The sequence below is a fragment of the Nocardioides sp. Z30_9 genome (assembly GCF_058215735.1).
Window position 1 is genome coordinate 866,238 of record NZ_JBZAJF010000002.1, and the last position, 17,941, is coordinate 884,178.

A 17,941-nucleotide genomic window follows, 5' to 3' on the forward strand; every position below is an offset into this window, starting at 1 on the left:
CCTGCGGTCACCAGTTGCGGTTGGCGGCCCGGGCCGGCAGCGGGTGGGCGGCGTCGCGGACGACGTAGACGGTGCCGTTCGACTTGCGCAGCCAGGCCTTCTCGAACTGGCCGCGGTTGTAGACCCTGCGGACGCTGGCGTTCGTCGGGGCCGCGGGGTCGTTGACCACCACGTCCCCGTTGCTGGTGAAGCCGGCGATCACGACGAGGTGACCGGCCGTGGCGCTGATCGGGGCGCCGCTGAGCTGGCCGCGGGAGAACGTGATCGAGGCTGCCAGCGGGATCCCGGCGGCGATGAACCGCTCGGCCTCGCGCAGGTCGCCGAGCCTGGTGACGAAGGCGTCCCCGGTGAGGTTGGCGGCGTAGGCGGTGTTGAACGCCCAGTTGCCCGCGCCGCGGTAGCCGTAGTCGTAGACGACCCGGGCGACGTGGTCGACCCACGGGTCGGCGTACTTCTTGTTCACCCAGGAGTAGTTCGCCGCGGACGGCAGCCGGCGGTAGTAGCCCAGCAGCATCGACACAGAGGTCGGCGAGCACCAGGCCTGGCCGCCGCCGCCGTACTTCGGGTACTGGCCGCGGTGGGTCATCTGGGAGTAGCGCGGCACGTTGAGGGTCTTGGGGGGCAGTAGCCGCCGGCTCGTCGCCGGGAGGGCGGCGGCGGGCCGGCTGGCTACTGCCTGGAGGGATCGCACCGACGGGGTCGCGGTGCTGGCGGGTCGCTTGAGGAGGGCGACCCGAAGCTGGTAGGCGGTGAGGTTCCCCGCGCTGGAGAGCAGGGTGTCGGTGCTGACGCGGGCCACCGGGTCCTTCTGGGCGCCCGCGCTGGTGCGGCGCAGGCCTGCGTCGCGGGTGCTCCAGTAGGCCATCGTCTTCCACGTGCTGAACCGGCCGGCGGAGTTGCGGGCGCGGGCCTGGACGAGGACGAGGGTCTTGGCCGGGGTGACGATGTTCCAGGTCGGCACCACCTCGGTGAACGGGTGGCCCGGGTTGATCAGCGGGGAGGTCCACCGCGACCACGCCCAGCGCTTGCCGGCGTATCTCACCTTGCCGCGGGGCTTGCCCATGCTGACCGCGCCGTTCGCGACCCGGACGCCCTCGTTGGTGCCGGACCGGAACTGGGCGTCGGTGGTGAACATGCTGAACCGGTGCTGGGCAGCGGTCCCGCTCGCGACCAGGCGAGCCTGGTCGAGGGCCCCGGCCTCGCTCGCCGGCTCGCCCAGCAGGGTGCCCGCGAGCGCCAGGCTCACGGCGGCGACCGCTGCGGATCGGAGCCGCAGGGAGGCGGGGATCTTGGAAGTCACGACAGCCACGATAATGCTCTCCAGTCACATCGGTAAGGTTTTGTCACATTTTGTGGAAGCCCGGCGTCGGGTATCGCCCTGTTCACCGCCGTCCGTGGGCAGCCCGTGCGGCCTCTAGGATTGCCCGGTGCCCCTCCGTATCTACGACACCGCCGCCCGCGCAGTCCGCGACTTCGTCCCGCTCGAGGACGGCTCGGTCGGGATCTACGTCTGCGGGCTGACGGTGCAGTCCGAACCCCACGTCGGGCACGTCCGGTCGGCGGTCAACTTCGACGTGCTCCGCCGGTGGCTGAGCGCGAGCGGGTACGCCGTCACGTTCATCCGCAACATCACCGACATCGACGACAAGATCCTGGTCAAGGCGGCCGAGCAGGACCGCCCCTGGTACAACCTCGCCTACGACATGAAGCGCGAGCTCGACCGGGCCTACGACGCGCTGCACGTGCTGCCGCCGACCTACGAGCCGGCCGCGACCGGCCACGTCCCGGAGATGCTGGAGCTGATCGCGAGGCTGATCGAGCGGGGTCACGCCTACGCCGCCGAGGACGGCTCGGGGGACGTCTACTTCGACGTGCAGTCGTGGCCGGCGTACGGCGAGCTGACCCGGCAGAACGTCGAGGAGATGGAGGCGGCGCCCGACGCCGACCCCCGCGGCAAGCGGGACCCGCGCGACTTCGCCCTGTGGAAGGGGCACAAGGCCTCCGAGCCCGAGACCGCCTCCTGGGCCTCCCCGTGGGGACGCGGCCGCCCCGGCTGGCACATCGAGTGCTCCGCGATGGCCGGCAAGTACCTCGGCCCGGCCTTCGACATCCACGGCGGCGGCGTAGACCTGCGCTTCCCCCACCACGAGAACGAGCAGGCCCAGTCCCGCGCGGCCGGCCACCGGTTCGCGTCGTACTGGATGCACAACGCGTGGATCACCACCAGCGGCGAGAAGATGAGCAAGTCGCTGGGCAACTCTCTGCTGGTGCCGCACGTGCTCGAGCGCGTCCGCGGCATCGAGCTGCGCTACTACATGGTCGCCGCGCACTACCGCTCGACCGTGGAGTTCAGCTTCGAGGCCCTCGACGAGGCCGCCGCGGGGTTCCAGCGGATCGAGGGATTCCTGGAGCGGGTCGACAGCTCCTCGGGGGCCGCCGCCACGCAATTGCTGGCAAATGACAGTGCGATCAACGATCAGACTGACTTTTCCCAGCAATTGCAGGGAGATGGCCCCTCCGCGAGGCGGGACCTGCCCGAATCCTTCGTCACGGCGATGGACGACGACCTCGGCACTCCGGCCGCGGTCGGGGTGATCCACGACGTGGTCCGAGCGGGGAACAGGTCGCTCGGCGAGGGGGACCAGGCCGCCGCGGAGGAGTACGCCGCCCAGGTGCGTGCCATGCTGGATGTGCTCGGGCTCGACCCGGGGCACCAGCACTGGGCCGGCGGGGGCTCCGACGACCTCACGGCGGTGGTCGACGCCCTGGTGATGGGAATGCTCGAGCAACGAGCACAGGCCCGGGCCGACAAGGACTTCGCCACCGCGGACGCGATCCGGGACCGGATCAAGGCGGCCGGCGTGACCATCGAGGACACCCCCACGGGGCCGAAGTGGAGCCTGTGATGTCGGGGGTCTCGACTGTCCACTCGCTTCGCTCGCTGCTCGACCACCGAAAAGGACACTGACGTGCCAGGGGTCTCGACTGACCACTCGTCTCGACTGACCGCTCGCTGGCGCTCCCTGCTCGACGCAAGGCTTCGCTCGCTGCTCGACCACCGAAAAGGACACTGACGTGCCTGGTAATTCAAAGCGCAAGGGCGCCATCAAGAAGACTGGCAAGGGGAACCCCACTGCCGGGTCCGGAGGGCGGGTGCGGCGCGGGCTGGAGGGCAAGGGACCGACGCCGAAGGCCAAGGACCGGCCGTACCACAAGACCTACGTCAAGCCGGCCAAGGACGACAAGGCACCCACCGGGCGCCCGCGTCGGGCCGGTGTCAAGACCGGCAAGGGCTCCGGGGACCACGAGTGGATCGCCGGGCGCAACTCGGTCGTGGAGGCGCTGCGCGCCGGGCTGCCCGTGATCTCGGTGTACGTCGCCGAGGGGGCCGAGCGCGACAGCCGCCTGCGCGAGGTGTTCTCGATCGCCGCCGAGAAGGGCATCTCCCTGCTCGAGGTGCCCAAGGCCGAGCTCGACAAGATGACGGCCGGCGCGGTGCACCAGGGCCTGGCCGCCCGCATCCCCACCTACGAGTACGCCGACCCGGCCGAGCTGCTCGACCGGGCCGCCGCCAACCACGAGCCGCCGCTGATCGTCGCGCTCGACTCGGTGACCGACCCGCGCAACCTCGGCGCCGTCGTACGCTCCGCCGCCGGCTTCGGCGCGCACGGTGTGGTGATCCCGGAGCGTCGGGCAGCAGGGATGACCGCGAGCGCCTGGAAGACCTCGGCCGGAGCAGCGGCACGGGTCCCGGTGGCGCAGGTGGTCAACCTGACCCGGCAGCTGAAGGCCTACCAGCAGGCCGGCTGCATGGTGATCGGGCTCGCGGCCGACGGTGACGTCTCCCTGACCGACCTCGACCTCGCGACCGGCCCCCTGGTGATCGTGGTCGGCTCCGAGGGCAAGGGGCTCTCCCGGCTCGTGGCCGAGACCTGCGACCAGCTCGTCTCGATCCCGATGGCCAGCTCGCTGGAGTCGCTCAACGCGGGCGTCGCCGCGAGCGTGGCCCTCTACGCCGTGGCCCAGGAACGGGCCGCCGCTCACCAGAAGTAGTGGCCCCGCGACGACGCGTGGTCCGGCTCGTCGGCTACCTGTTGGCCTGGGTGGTGGTGGCCGTCCCCGCTTGGGCACTGATCTTCGCCAGCTCCAGCACCGAGCTCGTGCTGGGCAGCCACGACGCGGTGGTGCGGCCGACCTTCGACGGGGAGGTCCACCTCGACATGGGTCCCTACCTGCCCGACCTGCGCACCTCGGCGGGTCAGCGGATCGGGGTCCAGGTGAAGATGGGGAAGACCACCGCGACCACCACCCCCGAGCTCGCGCAGCGGTATGCCGCGATCGCGGCTCGCCCCAGCGCGGAGATCGACCGGGTGCAGGAAGCCGTCCTCGACCTCGCCGGGGACGCGGCCCTGCGGGCGGCGGTGATCGCCGTGGTGCCGATCGCCGTGTGGCTCCTGGTCGGCGCCCGTCGCAGGGGTGAGCTGTGGCACCGGCTGCGCGGCCTGAGCTGGTCCCGCGACTGGCGGACCGGGTCCGCCGTGGTGGTGCTCGGCGCGCTCGTCGTGGTCCTGGTCGCCCAGCCGTGGCGCGAGGATCCCGAGCGGGTCCAGGCCACCGTGTGGATGCCGGTGCAGCAGGCGGTCCCCGAGGTGACCGTGCCCTCCGAGCTGGCTAGCTGGCAGGTCCAGGGTGGGCTGCTCACCCAGGGCACCCGGCGGCTGCTGAGCAGCCTGTTCGACACCTACGAGAAGAGCACGGTGTTCTACGAGGCCGTCGCCGACCGCGTCGACCAGATCGCCACCGAGCTGCGCCAGCCGAGCGAGGACGAGACCGTCGCCGTGCTGGTCAGCGACCGTCACGACAACATCGGGATGGACGAGGTGGTCCGCCGGGCCGCGGACGCGGCAGGTGCCACGGTCGTGCTGGACGCCGGCGACGACACGTCGACGGGCCAGCCCTGGGAGGAGTTCAGCCTGGGCTCCCTCGACAAGGCGTTCGAGGGGTACTCCGCGAAGGTCGCCATCGCGGGCAACCACGACAACGGCACCTTCGTGAACCGACACCTGAAGTCGCTCGGGTGGACCCACCTGGACGGGGAGGCCGTCGAGCCGTTCGCCGGGGTCCGGATCACCGGTGTCGACGACCCGCGCTCGAGCGGCCTGGGCAACTGGCGCGACGAGAACGGGCTCAGCTTCGCCGAGGTCAGGGAGCGCATCGCCGACGACGTGTGCGAGCTCGACGAGAAGGACGAGCGGATCGCGACCCTGCTGGTCCACGACGCGAAGCTCGGCGCCACCGCGCTCGAACGCGGGTGCACCGACCTGGTCCTCGGCGGCCACCTGCACGTGCAGGTGGGCCCGGACCGCGTCGTCGGCAGCAACGGCAAGGCGGGCTACAGCTACACCAACGGGACGACCGGCGGGGCGGCGTACGCCATCGCGATCGGGAGCAAGCTGCGCCGCGACGCCCAGTTCACCTTCGTGACCTACAGCGACGGCAGGCCGGTCGGGATCCAGCCGGTCACCGTGCGTACGACGGGCGACCTGGTCGTGGCCGACTACGTGGAGCTGGACCTCCAGGGAGCTACTTGATCCCGGTCTGAGCGACGCCCTGCACGATCTGGCGCTGGAGGACCAGGAACACCGCGAACAGCGGCAGGATGCCGAGCACCGAGGAGGCCATCGTCTCGGCGTACTGGATCGTGGATCCGCCGATCAGGCTGCTCAGGCCCACCGGGATGGTCTGGGACTTGGTCTGGGTGAGCGCCAGGAGCGGCCACAAGAAGGCGTTCCAGCTGGTGATGAAGGTGAGGATGGCCACCGCCGAGATCGCGGGACGGCACAGCGGCATGCAGATCTGGCGGTAGATGCGCCACCAGCCCGCACCGTCGAGCCGGGCCGCCTCGATCAGTGACGTCGGGACCTGGCGCAGGAAGGCGTGGAAGATGAACACAGCCACCGGAGCGGCCACCGCGGGCAGGATCAGCGCCCAGTAGGTGCCGAGCAGGCCGAGGGCGCGGAACTCCATGAACTGCGGCAGCACCAGCGCCTCCATCGGCAGCATGATCCCGGCGAGGATCACGGCCATCAGGACGTACTTGCCCCGGAACTGCAGGTGCGCCATCGCGAACCCGATCATCGAGCACACCAGCACCGTGAAGATCGCGGCGAGCGTGGAGATCAGGAAGCTGTTGACGTACCACCAGCCGATCGGGTTGTTGCTCCACGCGTTGCTGTAGGCGTCGAAGGTCCAGCTGCTTCCCCAGAAGTTCACCGGTTCGGCGGTGATCTCGTCGTTGGGACGCAGGGAGGTGATCACCGCCCACGCGAACGGCACCAGCCAGATCAGCGCGAACAGCACCACACAGGTCGCCGCGAGCCGGTTGAAGGCCCGGCTGCTCGACTCGGCCGAGCTGCCCCGCAGGGTGTGCGCTCCGTCGCTCATGCGCGGGCCTCCCGTCGCCGGCGCAGCAACGCCCACGTCGCGGCCACGATCACCAGCGTCAGGAAGTAGACCATCGTGGCGGCCGCGGCGTACCCGCCCCGGTAGGAGGTGAACCCGGTGTCGAAGATGTACTGGATCGCCGGCCGGGTGGCCTGGTCGGGGCCACCCCGGAGCAGCAGGTAGATCTGGTCGAACACCTTCAACGAGGCCAGCACCTGGAGGATCAGCACCAGGCTGATCGTGGGACGCAGCAGCGGCACGACGATGTGCCAGATCTGCTGCAGGGGAGAGGCGCCGTCCAGCGTGGCCGCCTCGTAGACCTCCTCGGGGATGTCTTGGAGGGCAGCGGTGTAGAGGATGAAGTTGAAGCCGAACGTCCACCACACGGTCAGCAGCACGACCGCGAACCAGCCGCCGGACTCGGTGCCCAGGAAGTCCGGCGCGGTGAGGCCGAACCAGCCGAACGCGTTGCTGATCAGGCCGGTCTCGGGGGTGTACATGAAAGCGAAGATCAGGCAGACGATCGCCGACGGCACGACGTACGGCGCGAAGAACGCCAGTCGGAAGAACCACTGCTGGCTGGCCATCCGGGACGCCAGGATCGCGAACACCAGCGGCAGCAGCACCAGGATCGGCGTGGTCAGCAGCGTGAACAGTGCGGAGTGCCACATCGAGGCCCAGAAGTCGCTACTGGTGAGCACATCGGCGTAGTTCTGGGTCCCCACCCAGTCCCCGAGCCCGGGGGCCACCGTCGCGGTGTTGAAGAAGCTGACCACCAGCCCGATCACGACCGGGCCGATCAGGAAGAGCGCGTAGAGCACGAGGAACGGCGCGGCGAACAGCCAACCTGCGCGGTTGTCGGCACTGCGCGACTCGCGGGCCGGTGTGGTCTCGGTGTCCTCGGACACGGGGATCGCGCGACCGATGGCGGTGGTGGTCATGACGCTCCTTCGCTCATCGGACCGTGCTCATCGGACCGGGGGGATGGCTGTGGAGAAGGTGCGCAGGCCATCGCGCATGTTCCGCACCGCTGCCCGGGGACTGGTGCGCCCGGCGAGGACGCCGGAGATCACCCCGCCCATCACGGTCTGGAAGTCCGATCCGGCGCCGGTGTACCAGCCTGCGGGGTCGTAGACCGCCTCGAAGGCGGCCTGCACGTAGTTGCTCTGCGGCTCCATCTCGCGGAACGCGGCGCTCTCCTGGCTCGGGAGCCAGGCCGGCACGTGACCACCACCGGCCCAGGTGTCGCCACTCTCGAGCAGCGCCTTGACGAACTCGGCGGCGTCCTGAGAGCGCCGCGCCGAGCGCTCGGGGTTCTGGGGGATGACCAGCGCGTGCGAGTCGGCGTACGAGACGGCCTCGTCGCCGAGGATCGCCGGGAACGGCACCACGTTGAACGCGAGCGGCTCCCCCGACTCGAGCTTGACCCCGGAGTACGTAGGGATCTGCCAGACACCGTCGAAGAGGAAACCGGCCTGGCCCTGCCCGAACAGGGTGGAGGTGGTGGTGATCGTGGCGCTCCCCGGCATCAGCTCCCGCTCACCGGTCAGGGTCTGCATGAACCCGAACGCCTCCTGCGCTGCGTCCTCGTCCAGGGTGATCCGGGTGCCGGCGTCGGAGACGATCGGATCCCGGTTGAGGCCGGAGTACAGCATCAGGAAGAACCGCCAGGTCGTCGACGGGTCGCCGGTGTTGGAGCTGATCGCGCCGTACCGAGCACCCGCCTCCTTCATCGCGGTGAGCGCGTCCACGAACTCCTTGCTGCCCGAGATCGCCTTCAGCTTGTCGCCCTCGCCGAGCAGCCCGGCCTTGCGGGCGAGGTCGACGTTGTAGAACATCACGAACGGGTGCGTGTCGAGCGGGACGGCGTACGTCGCCCCGGACACCGTGGCCTTCTTCCAGGCCGCGGGAGTGAACTTGTCCTCGGTGATGCCGACGTCGGTCAGCCCCGCGTCGTCGACGGTCTCCAGCAGGCCGGCCTGGGCCAGCAGGGGGAGCCGGGACAGGTGCGCGATCGCGACGTCGGGCGGTCGTCCGCTCGAGGCGGCGAGCGCGAGCTTGGTGTAGTAGGGGTTGCCCCAGGAGAGCAGCGTCGACTCCACCGAGGTGCCGCTCGACTTCTCGAAGTCCCCGACCATCGTGACCATGTTCTCGCCGTCGCCGCCCCCGAACAGGTGCCAGTAGATGACGTCGGCGGTCGCCGGCTGGGTCCCGAAGAGGCTGGTGGCGATCGGGGAGGAGCACCCGGACGCGAGCCCGGCCACGGCCAGCCCGCCCCCGGCTCTGAGCAGTTGTCGACGTGACAGACCTCTGGACACGTTGACTCCGTCCCGACATGGTGTGACGTGCGTTACATCGGACTGTGGCACACACCCTGCCGAGCGGCAAGGATCGGCAAGCCGCGGACGCAGCCGTCACGACGAAGGGACATCGCGTGAGAGCGACGACGCAGGATGGGAGCTATCCCCGCCCCTTGATGTGCCGCGAGCAGTGGCTGAGCCTCGACGGCACCTGGGACTTCGCGTACGACGACGAGGATGCCGGTCTCGGCGCCCACTGGTTCGACCCGGACGGCGATGCACCCTTCACCGGGACCATCGAGGTGCCGTTCCCGCCGGAGTCGCCCGCCTCGGGGATCGGTCGCCGGGAGTTCCACCCCGTGGTCTGGTACCGGCGCTCGGTGCGGCTCGAGGAGCTCGCCCCCGATGGCCTGGCGGGCAATCGCGTGCTGCTCCACCTCGGAGCCGTGGACCACCTGGCCCGCGTGTGGTGCGACGGGCAGCTCGTCGCCGTGCACGAGGGCGGGCAGACCCCGTTCACCGCGGACCTCACCGATGCGCTGGTCCCCGGGTGCGAGGAGCACGTGCTCGTCGTACGCGCCGAGGACGACCCGACCGACCCCGACCAGCCCCGGGGCAAGCAGGACTGGCGCGAACGTACCCGCGGCATCTGGTACGAGCGGACGACCGGCATCTGGCAGCCGGTCTGGGCCGAGTGCGTCCCGGACCAGCACGTCGTCGAGGTGGCCTGGACCCCTGAGATCACCTCCGGCCTGCGCGGGGAGGTGCGGCTCGCGCGGCGACCCGAGGCCGACACCGTGGTCGAGGTGACGGTCCGGCTCGACGAGGAGGTGCTGGCCGCGCAGTCGACCCTGGCGCGGGACCGGGTCGTCGGCATGGACGTGCTGATCGACGCCCTGCGCAACGGGCAGGACCGGGCGCGGCTGCTGTGGGCGCCGGAGCACCCGACCCTCCTCGACGTGGAGGTCGTGGTCCGCGACCAGGCCTCGGGACGGGTGCTGGACACCGTGGCCGGCTACACCGGCCTGCGCTCGGTCTCGGTGGCCGACGGCGCCTTCCGGCTCAACGACCAGCCCTACCACCTGCGCTCGGTCCTCAACCAGGGCTACCGGCCGCAGACCCACCTGGCCTCGCGCGGCAGCGAGGAGCTGCGCGCCGAGGTCGAGACCATCAAGGAGATGGGCTTCAACGGCGCCCGGCTCCACCAGAAGGCCGAGGACCCCCGGTGGCTGTACTGGGCAGACCGGCTCGGGCTGCTGGTGTGGGGGGAGGCGGCAGCGGCGTACGGGTTCTCGCCCGCCGCGGTGGCGTCGTACGTCCCGACCTGGATGGACCTGGTGAGACGGGACCGCTCGCATCCCTCGGTGGTGGTGTGGGTGCCGGTGAACGAGAGCTGGGGCGTCCAGGACATCGCCTCCGACCCGGCGCAGCAGAGCTATGCCCGCGCGCTGGCCGAGGTCACGCGGGCCCTTGACCCGAGCCGGCCGGTGCTGTCCAACGAGGGCTGGGAGCACGTGGCCAGCGACATCCTCGGCCTGCACGACTACAGCGACCCCGAGGAGCTGCGGCAGCGCTACGCGAGCAGGGAGGCGGTCGCCGAGGTCGTCCTCGAGGCGCGCACCCCGCACGGGCGCCGGCCCCTGGCGAGCGGGGCGCAGGAACGCGCGTTCCTGGCAGGGGAGACCCCGCTGATGATCACCGAGTTCGGCGGGATCTCGCTGGTCGCCGACCACCTGCGCGAGCAGCAGGCGGACGCCTGGGGCTACAGCAACGCGGCCTCGGAGGAGGAGTACGACGAGATGCTGTTCGCCCAGTTCGAGGCGCTGCGATCCTGCCGCGAAGTGCAGGGGTTCTGCTACACGCAGTACCTGGACACCGGGCAGGAGACCAACGGCCTGCTGTACGCCGACGGCACCCCGAAGCTCCCGCTGGAGCGGATCCGGGAGATCGTCACCGGCCAGGAGGTCGGCGGATCGCCCGCGACCTCGACGGTGGGGTGGATCGAGGACTGACCGCCCGGGGCCGTCGCCTACGATGGCGGCTCGGTCGCCCACAGCGTGGGAGGCCGTAGGCCGGTGTAGCTCAGTTGGTAGAGCGCCTCACTTGTAATGAGGATGTCGCGGGTTCGACTCCTGTCACCGGCCCTCAGGCAACCGCAGGTCACCGTTCCCAGACAGCTCGGGCTCCGGCGTCCCCAGTCAGCACGACTACTGCGACGACCGCCAGCGCGGAGACAACGACGAGCACCGGAAGCAGCCTGTCAGCCCAAGGCACCGCGGAGGCCCTGATCCCGCGACCGCTCGGGAGCGGCGAGGTGCTGCCCAACATCAAGACCGCGGCGGCCACGATCACAAAGAACCCGATCGCGAACCAGGCCAACAGGTCGCCTCGCTCCTCGTGAACCTTCACCAGCGGCGCGAGCTCCGGACGCTGCTCCAGAAGGCTCCTCCCGGAGAACTTGGCCCCCAGCACCGCCCCGAGCGCAGCCAGCGCCGCGAGCCCGGCGGGCCATCGGGTCAGCCACCGCCACCGTGGCACCACGGCGAAAACAACCGCCAGGGTCGCCGCCAGCGGCGTGAACACGACGGCGGCGTGCACGACGAGGGGGTGTAGGGGCAGTCCACCTAGCTCCATGAGAGCACCACCCACGAGCCAATCACTGACCACGGCACCCACCGACCGGCCAACCGACCGGACGGCGCTTCCCTGGACGGCGCTGCGTTGACTGCCATCACTAGCCTCCTACATACGGGTTACATCGCCTATCTGACGCCGACTTCCTACCGAGCGAATCTGAGGTAACTGTTAGAGCGATGCTCAGGCCGGTTGGTCGAACCACTCACCGGGAGTGGCGGAGGACGAGGCGGTCTCAGCGCGGACGATCTCGCGGTACTCCTCGACGACCTCCATCGTCTGCCGCGGCCGGAAGGTCGACCCGAAGCAGCGCGCCACCGCGTGCGGAGCCGGCGACGGTGGCCCGGCCGCCGTGGGCGTCGACGACCCGTTGCACGATCGAGAGCCCCAGACCGGATCCCGGCAACGCCCGGGCGCTGTCGGCACGGTAGAACCGGTCGAACACCCGCGGTACGTCGTCGGCGTCGATGCCCGGCCCGGCGTCGTCGACCTCGAGCACCGCCGACGCGCCCTCGGCACGGAGCCGGACCTGGACCGGCTGGTCCGCGGGGGACCACTTGCCGGCGTTGTCGATGAGGTTGAGCACCGCCCGCTGGAGCGCAGCGGGACGCCCGCTCACCCACACGGAGGTCACGTCGAGCGTGATCTCGATGTCGGGCACGCGGGAACGCGCCCGGGTCGCGGCGGCCACCACCACGTCGGCGAGGTCGAGCAGCTCGGCGCTCTCGTCGCTGACGTCACCCCGCGCCAGGTCGGTCAGCTCGGCGGCAAGGGTGCTCAGCTCGGCCACCTGGGCGCCGAGATCGTTGAGCAGCCGGGTCCGGCTCTCCGCCGGCAGTGCGCTGTCCAGGGTGCCGCGCCGATCGAGCCGGATCAGCAGCTCGACGTTGAGGCGCAGGCTGGTGAGCGGGGTCTTGAGCTCGTGGGCGGCGTCCTCGGCGAGCAGCCGCTGGGCCCGACGGGAGTCCCGGAGCGCGGCGAGCATGTCGTTGATCGACTGGATCAGCCGCCGGATCTCCCCACCGCCCTCATCCGGGATGTCGGCGTCGAGATCCTGGGTGTGCGCGACACGTACCGCGGCGGCGGTCAACCGGTCGATCGGTGCCAGCCCGGTCCGGGCCACGGTCCGCCCGACAAGGGCGCCGCCGACCACGCAGAGCAGACCGATCAGCAGCATGCCGAACCCGAACTGGTTGACCGGGCTGTCGTCGGCGGCGCGGGCCACCTGGACCGCGCCGCCGCCTGCCCGCAGCGTGTAGATGAAGTAGCCCTCTTCGCTGTCCTTCGACTCCATCAGGTCGGCCGACGCGCCCTGAGCCACGCGCGCGGCGCGCTCGCTGACCCCGGGCAGCGCGGGTTGGCCGGCCGGCGTCCGGGTCGAGCCGTCGGGCAGGAGGACCCGCACCAGCGGACCGGATCCGGGATACGGCGGTAGCTGCACCTGCCTCAGACCGGCGCGCTCCGCGTTCGTCGCCAGGACGCGGGAGTCGGCGCGTAGCTGATCCTCGGCGGCGTCCTGTAGCTCCCAGTCCAGCAGCTCGCTGGCCAGCTGGAAGGCCACGAACACGCTGACCGCGATGGCCGTCGCCGCGATCACCGTCAGCCTGGTTCGCAGGGACTGCCGGCGCCACCCACGGGTCAGCCGGTGCGGTTCCCGGGGGGTGGGCCTGCTCACGGAGGAGTCTCCCGCAAGGTGTACCCCAGGCCGCGCAGCGTGTAGATCAATCGCGGCTCACCCTCGGCCTCCATCTTGCGGCGCAGGTAGCTCACGTACACCTGGAGGTTGTTGGCGGTGGCGCTCATGTCGAAGCCCCAGATCGCCTCGAACAGCACGTCGCGGGTCAAGACCCGGGTCGCGTTGCCCATGAGGACCTCCAGGAGGGAGAACTCGGTCCGGGTGAGGCGCAGCGGTCGCCCGCCCCGCCACGCCTCGAACCTGTCGGGATCGAGCCGGAGGTCGGCGAACGACAGGATCTGCGACTCCTCGTCCGTCGGCGTACGCCGACGCAGCAGGGCCCGCACTCGGGCCAGCAGCTCCTCGGTGGCGAACGGCTTGGGCAGGTAGTCGTCGGCGCCCGCGTCGAGTCCCGCGACCCGGTCGGAGACCTGGTCACGGGCGGTCAGCATCAGCACCGGCAGATCCCGATCCGCGGCGCGCAACCGCCGGCAGGTCTCCAACCCGCCGAGGCGGGGCATCATCACGTCGAGGATCAGCAGGTCCAGCGTGTCACCGCCGGCCCCACCGACCTCGTCGAGCACGGCGAGGCCGTTGGCGACGGTGCTGGTGTCGTAGCCCTCGACCTGGAGCACCCGCTCCAGCGACTCACGGATGGCCGCGTCATCGTCCGCGATCATGATTCGCACGCCGGCCCGCCCCCTTCCAGTCGATGCTTTGCCGCTCAGCGTCCCCGGTCAACCTGAGGCCAGCATTAGCGTCGCTGAGGACCGCGATCATCCGGAGACCTACGACCGTCGGCTGATGAGCAGGGGGAGGACCAGGCGACCAGCATCGCACCCGGCGGCCAGACAGTAGATCCTCCGCGCCGGTCACGGCGCTCGCCGACGGATGTGCACCGACGTGACCGCCCAGGGGCACCTACTGGCCGCTCGAGATCGTCGCTCTAACAGGTGTCTAAGTTTCGCTCGGTAGGACGAAGGCCTCAGACAAGCGATGTAACCCGCATAGGAGGCTCGTAATGGCAGTCAACGCAGCGCCGTCCGGTTCTTTATGGAAGCTCGGGGCGGCCACGATGGCGATGGCGATGGCGTTCGCTGTCGCCGCCTGTGGTTCGGACGCCGACAACAGTGCGGAGCCCTCCGCGGCCGGCTCGCACAGCGCACACGCGGGGGCGTCGTCGGCTCCACCGCAGCCGCTGCGCGCCGGCGAGCGGTTCGTCGACCTGAGGATGGCCGAGGCCTACACGCCCGCGCCGCCGGAGGGCGCCGTGGACGAGTACCGGTGCCAGGTGCTCGATCCGGGCCTGACCAAGGAGGCGTTCCTGACCGGGACCCAGGTGATGCCGGAGAACGTCGACATCGCGCACCACGGCATCGTGTACGCGGTGCCGCCGGGCGACGCTGCCGCGGTGCGCGAGCAGGACGCGAAGACTCCGGGCCTCGGCTGGCAGTGTTTCGGCGGGACCGGCGTGGAGGGCGCCGACGTGGAGGACGACGACGAGGGCGCCGACCCGGGCGCGGCGTGGGTGGACACCTGGGCGCCGGGCGCCACGGAGACGTTGCTCGACCAGGACGCCGGCTTCAAGCTGGAGCCGGGCAGCCTGATCGTCTTCCAGATGCACTACAACCTGCTCGCGACCGACGGCAAGCCGGGCGGGTCGGACCGCTCGGCGGTGCGGCTGCGGCTGAAGGACGGCACGCCGCAGACCCGGGAGCTCGAGACGTGGTCGCTCGACGCGCCGACCGACCTGCCCTGTGCCGCCGACGAGTCGGGTCCGCTCTGTGACCGGGCGGCCTCGATCGCGGACGTGACGAAGCGGTTCGGGCCGGAGGTCGGCGAGTTCGCGGACGAGCAGGTGGAGGAGTGCAGCGAGGGCGGCGTGCCGAAGCCCGGTGACACCCAGTCCTGCGACCACGAGGTGGAGGAGCCGGTGACGGTGTTCGCCGGTTTTGGTCACATGCACATGCTCGGGCGGTCCTTGAAGGTCGAACTGAACCCGGGCACGCCGAAGGCCAAGGTCCTGCTGGACGTGCCGCAGTTCGACTTCGACAACCAGCGGATGGTGAAGCTGCCGTCGCCGGTGGAGGTCGATCCGGGGGACACGCTGCGGGTGACGTGTACGCACGACGTGGGGCTGCGCAAACGGGTGCCGCAGCTGAGCAAGGCGCCGCCGCGCTACGTGGTGTGGGGCGATGGCACCGGCGACGAGATGTGCATCGGCATCATGACGGTCGCCCCGCGCAAGCCCTGAGGAAGCGTCGAACGTGTGGGGGCTCACTGAGGTCAACAGGCCCGAAAATCAGCTCTGAGCTCACACACGTCCGCACTGAACGCACACCCGTGCGGCGTCGCGGGGGCATCCGCACGCGCACCCTCTCCCAACCTTGAACCAGAAGGACACCCATGAGGACACGCACTGCTGCACGCCTGCTCGCCGCTCCCGCGGCCGCCGGACTGTTGACCCTCTCGCTGGCAGCCCCGGCCAGCGCCCACATCACCGTCACACCCGAGGGGACGGCGGCCGGCTCGTACACCGTGCTCACACTCAGCGTCCCGCACGGCTGCGACGGGTCGCCCACCACCAAGGTGGCGATCCAGATCCCCGAAGACATCCTCGCGATCACCCCGACCCGCAACGCCTACTACGACGTCGCCAAGAGGATCGAGAAGCTCGCCACCCCGGTGAAGGACTCCCACGGCAACGAGGTGACCGAGCGGGTGGCCAGCGTCGAGTACACCGCCAAGACGCCGCTGCCCGACGGTCAGCGAGATGCCTTCGAGCTCTCCCTGCAGCTGCCCGAGAAGGCCGGTGAGACGATCAGCTTCCCGGCGATCCAGACCTGCGTGAAGGGTGAGACCGCCTGGACCGAGGTGCCCGCCCAGGGGCAGGACGGCGAGGAGCTCGAGCACCCGGCGCCGGCGTTCGAGATCACCGAAGCCGAGGGCGACGGGCACGACAGTGCCGCCAGTGACACCCAGGCGCAGCGGTCCGAGGACGAGGCTGCCGCGGCCGAGACCCAGAACGCCTCGGCCGAGACCGGCGGCGGTGAGGACGGCGGTGCGGTCACCACGCTGGGCGCCATCGGGCTGGTGCTGGGCGCACTCGGCCTGGCGGCCAGCGGCACCGCGCTGGTGCAGGTACGGCGATGCGCCTGATCCGGCAGCGGTAGGGGAGAGGAACACGTGACCGGCACGGCGTCCCGGGGACGCTGGCGAGGACGGGCCCACCCGGCGGCTCTCCTCACCAGCGTGCTGGTGGGCGTCATGCTGGTGCTCCTGCCGGCGTCACCGGCCACCGCACATGCCAGTCTGCTCGAAACCGACCCGACCGAGGCCACGGTCCTTCCGGCATCCCCGGGCGAGGCGCGACTCACTTTTGATGAGACGGTCTCGGTCGCGGCCGACGGGGTGCAGGTGTTCCACGCGCGCGGCGAGTCGGTGAGCTCGGAGGCGGCTGCCCGTGACGCGGTGCTGACCGTGGACCTGCCGGACACGCTGGACCAGGGCACCTACGTCGTCTCGTGGCGCGTGGTGTCGGCCGATGGTCACCCGGTCGCCGGCGCCCTCACGTTCTCGGTCGGAGAGCCCAGCGCCGTCGTGAAGAGCCCACCGACCACCCAGGCGAGTGCGGACGGAACGGTCCGTGGCGTGCTCAGTGCCGTCCAGGGCGTCGGCTACCTCGGACTGTTCGTGGCCGCCGGCCTGGCGCTGTTCCTCGGATGGTTGCTGCCGGGGGTCGCGCGTCTGGAGGCGCTGCGCGGGCGGGTGCGTCGGGTCGCCCGGGTGGCGGCAGCCGTGGCGGCACTTGCCGGGCTGCTGCAGGTGCCACTGAGCGGCGCCAACCGGCAAGGGCTCGGGCTCCTCGGCGTCGCGGGAGGGGGTGGGTGGTCGTCTGAGGGCGGACGGGAACTGCTGGCGTTGCTGCTCCTGGTCGGTGGGCTGGGGGCCGCGGTCGGGGCGCTCCCTGCCGGTCCTCTGGGGCGCGCGCGGCGTGCGACGGCCACGGCTGGGGCGGCACTGGCCATCGTGTCGCCGGCCGTCGTCGGGCACTCCCGGGCGTTCCCGCCGCAGTGGTTGCTGCTCGCCACGGACGTGCTGCACGTCGCCGCGGGCACGGTGTGGCTCGGTGGCCTGGTGGGTCTCGTGCTCTGCCTGGCCGTGCTCGCAGGCCGGCCCAGTGCGGCGGCGGCGACCCTGGCTCGGTTCTCGTCCGTCGCGGCGGGACTGCTGGTCGCGCTGATGGCCAGCGGGTCGCTGCTGGCCTGGCGCATGATCGGCTCCTGGGAGGACCTGTTCGGCACCACCTACGGCCGGTTGCTGATCATCAAGGTGATGGTCGCCGCCCTCGCGGTGGGCATCGCGGGGTTCAACTGGTTCGCGCTGCTGCCCCGCGTGCACCGGGCAGGGAACAACGCGGAGCGAGGTGACGCCGCGGCCGCGATTCGCCGGACCGTGGCCGCAGAGGCCGTGGTCCTGGTCGCGGTCCTGCTGGTCACCGGGTTCCTGGTCAACCAGTCACCCCGTCAGGCGCCGCCGGTCATCGCGCCGAACCGGACCGGTGTCTCCACCGGGCAGCTCGGCGAGGACGTGAAGGTGCTGGGCACTCTCTCGCCCGGCGCACGGGGGACCAACACGGTCACGATCCAGCTGCAGGACCCGACCGGTGCGCCCTACGAGCCCGCGCGACCACCGACGGTGCGAGTGCGCTCGGAGAGCCTCGACCTCGGTGAACTCGAGCTGAGGCCAAGCGACGCCGGCACGTTCCGCGCCGAGGTGGTCATCCCCACCGACGGCACCTACCGGGTGCAGGTGAGCCTACGGCTGGGCGAGTTCGAGAACCCGGTGGCCTCGCTCAGGTTCCGGGTGCCCGCTCCCGGACGGTGAC

The 17,941-nt window shown here is 70.8% G+C and carries 14 protein-coding genes and 1 tRNA gene; 8 read left to right on the top strand and 7 right to left on the bottom strand.

Annotation, left to right across the window (positions count from 1 at the left end):
* Nucleotides 1–7: 7 nt before the first annotated feature.
* Nucleotides 8–1,300 carry a C39 family peptidase gene (locus tag AC4BGB_RS14835; protein WP_490547649.1) on the bottom strand — a complete coding sequence of 431 codons (1,293 nt, stop codon included), beginning with the start codon at nt 1,298–1,300 and terminating at the stop codon, nt 8–10.
* A gap of 127 nt (nt 1,301–1,427) precedes the next feature.
* On the opposite strand from AC4BGB_RS14835, the gene cysS reads away from it, so the two are divergent.
* The 3 genes from cysS to AC4BGB_RS14850 all read left to right on the top strand — a co-directional run bounded on the left by cysS (nt 1,428) and on the right by AC4BGB_RS14850 (nt 5,591).
* Nucleotides 1,428–2,906, top strand: coding sequence for a cysteine--tRNA ligase (cysS, locus tag AC4BGB_RS14840; protein ID WP_490547650.1), 1,479 nt, complete (start codon nt 1,428–1,430; stop codon nt 2,904–2,906).
* A gap of 169 nt (nt 2,907–3,075) precedes the next feature.
* Nucleotides 3,076–4,053, top strand: coding sequence for a 23S rRNA (guanosine(2251)-2'-O)-methyltransferase RlmB (gene rlmB / locus AC4BGB_RS14845; protein WP_490547651.1), 978 nt, complete (start codon nt 3,076–3,078; stop codon nt 4,051–4,053).
* Nucleotides 4,053–5,591, top strand: coding sequence for a metallophosphoesterase family protein (locus AC4BGB_RS14850; protein WP_490547652.1), 1,539 nt, complete (start codon nt 4,053–4,055; stop codon nt 5,589–5,591). The genes rlmB and AC4BGB_RS14850 overlap by 1 nt, the downstream gene beginning before the upstream one ends.
* Here AC4BGB_RS14850 and AC4BGB_RS14855 read toward each other — a convergent pair.
* The 3 genes from AC4BGB_RS14855 to AC4BGB_RS14865 are packed head-to-tail and all read right to left on the bottom strand — an operon-like array spanning nt 5,584 to nt 8,762.
* On the bottom strand, nt 5,584–6,444 hold the full coding sequence (locus tag AC4BGB_RS14855; RefSeq protein ID WP_490547653.1) for a carbohydrate ABC transporter permease: 861 nt from the start codon (nt 6,442–6,444) through the stop codon (nt 5,584–5,586). The two genes, AC4BGB_RS14850 and AC4BGB_RS14855, sit on opposite strands and share 8 nt — an antisense overlap.
* Complete coding sequence (locus AC4BGB_RS14860) at nt 6,441–7,385, bottom strand: carbohydrate ABC transporter permease (RefSeq protein ID WP_490547654.1); 945 nt, start codon at nt 7,383–7,385, stop codon at nt 6,441–6,443. The genes AC4BGB_RS14855 and AC4BGB_RS14860 overlap by 4 nt, the downstream gene beginning before the upstream one ends.
* 27 nt (nt 7,386–7,412) lie before the next feature.
* Nucleotides 7,413–8,762, bottom strand: coding sequence for an extracellular solute-binding protein (locus AC4BGB_RS14865; RefSeq protein WP_490547655.1), 1,350 nt, complete (start codon nt 8,760–8,762; stop codon nt 7,413–7,415).
* 116 nt (nt 8,763–8,878) lie between these two features.
* On the opposite strand from AC4BGB_RS14865, the gene AC4BGB_RS14870 reads away from it, so the two are divergent.
* A complete protein-coding gene (locus AC4BGB_RS14870; RefSeq protein WP_490547656.1) occupies nt 8,879–10,756 on the top strand; it encodes a glycoside hydrolase family 2 protein in 1,878 nt (625 codons plus the stop codon).
* A gap of 59 nt (nt 10,757–10,815) precedes the next feature.
* Nucleotides 10,816–10,888: transfer RNA gene (locus AC4BGB_RS14875), tRNA-Thr, on the top strand.
* Nucleotides 10,889–10,904: 16 nt separating this feature from the next.
* Here the strand turns inward: AC4BGB_RS14875 and AC4BGB_RS14880 are convergent.
* The 3 genes from AC4BGB_RS14880 to AC4BGB_RS14890 form a co-directional block, all read right to left on the bottom strand.
* On the bottom strand, nt 10,905–11,378 hold the full coding sequence (locus tag AC4BGB_RS14880) for a DUF2231 domain-containing protein (RefSeq protein WP_490548449.1): 474 nt from the start codon (nt 11,376–11,378) through the stop codon (nt 10,905–10,907).
* Nucleotides 11,379–11,613: 235 nt separating this feature from the next.
* Nucleotides 11,614–13,053 carry a HAMP domain-containing sensor histidine kinase gene (locus AC4BGB_RS14885; RefSeq protein WP_490547657.1) on the bottom strand — a complete coding sequence of 480 codons (1,440 nt, stop codon included), beginning with the start codon at nt 13,051–13,053 and terminating at the stop codon, nt 11,614–11,616.
* Nucleotides 13,050–13,733 carry a response regulator transcription factor gene (locus AC4BGB_RS14890; RefSeq protein WP_490547658.1) on the bottom strand — a complete coding sequence of 228 codons (684 nt, stop codon included), beginning with the start codon at nt 13,731–13,733 and terminating at the stop codon, nt 13,050–13,052. The genes AC4BGB_RS14885 and AC4BGB_RS14890 overlap by 4 nt, the downstream gene beginning before the upstream one ends.
* A 341-nt stretch (nt 13,734–14,074) precedes the next feature.
* On the opposite strand from AC4BGB_RS14890, the gene AC4BGB_RS14895 reads away from it, so the two are divergent.
* From AC4BGB_RS14895 to AC4BGB_RS14905, 3 genes are all read left to right on the top strand, one after another.
* Nucleotides 14,075–15,307, top strand: a complete 1,233-nt coding sequence (locus AC4BGB_RS14895) for a monooxygenase (RefSeq protein ID WP_490547659.1) — start codon at nt 14,075–14,077, stop codon at nt 15,305–15,307.
* Between the two features lie 152 nt (nt 15,308–15,459).
* Entirely contained in the window at nt 15,460–16,212 is a 753-nt protein-coding gene (locus AC4BGB_RS14900) for a YcnI family copper-binding membrane protein (RefSeq protein WP_490547660.1), read from the top strand.
* Between the two features lie 27 nt (nt 16,213–16,239).
* The gene (locus tag AC4BGB_RS14905) at nt 16,240–17,940 is read left to right on the top strand and encodes a copper resistance CopC/CopD family protein (RefSeq protein WP_490547661.1); all 1,701 of its coding nucleotides are present in this window, start codon (nt 16,240–16,242) and stop codon (nt 17,938–17,940) included.
* Nucleotide 17,941: the final 1 nt, after the last annotated feature.

Bases quoted from the DNA above. Each gene is read 5' to 3' on its own strand.
- AC4BGB_RS14855 (WP_490547653.1), bottom strand. From the start codon at position 6,444: ATGAGCGACGGAGCGCACACCCTGCGGGGCAGCTCGGCCGAGTCGAGC.
- AC4BGB_RS14860 (WP_490547654.1), bottom strand. From the start codon at position 7,385: ATGACCACCACCGCCATCGGTCGCGCGATCCCCGTGTCCGAGGACACC.
- AC4BGB_RS14880 (WP_490548449.1), bottom strand. From the start codon at position 11,378: ATGGAGCTAGGTGGACTGCCCCTACACCCCCTCGTCGTGCACGCCGCC.
- AC4BGB_RS14890 (WP_490547658.1), bottom strand. From the start codon at position 13,733: ATGATCGCGGACGATGACGCGGCCATCCGTGAGTCGCTGGAGCGGGTG.
- AC4BGB_RS14895 (WP_490547659.1), top strand. From the start codon at position 14,075: ATGGCAGTCAACGCAGCGCCGTCCGGTTCTTTATGGAAGCTCGGGGCG.
- AC4BGB_RS14900 (WP_490547660.1), top strand. From the start codon at position 15,460: ATGAGGACACGCACTGCTGCACGCCTGCTCGCCGCTCCCGCGGCCGCC.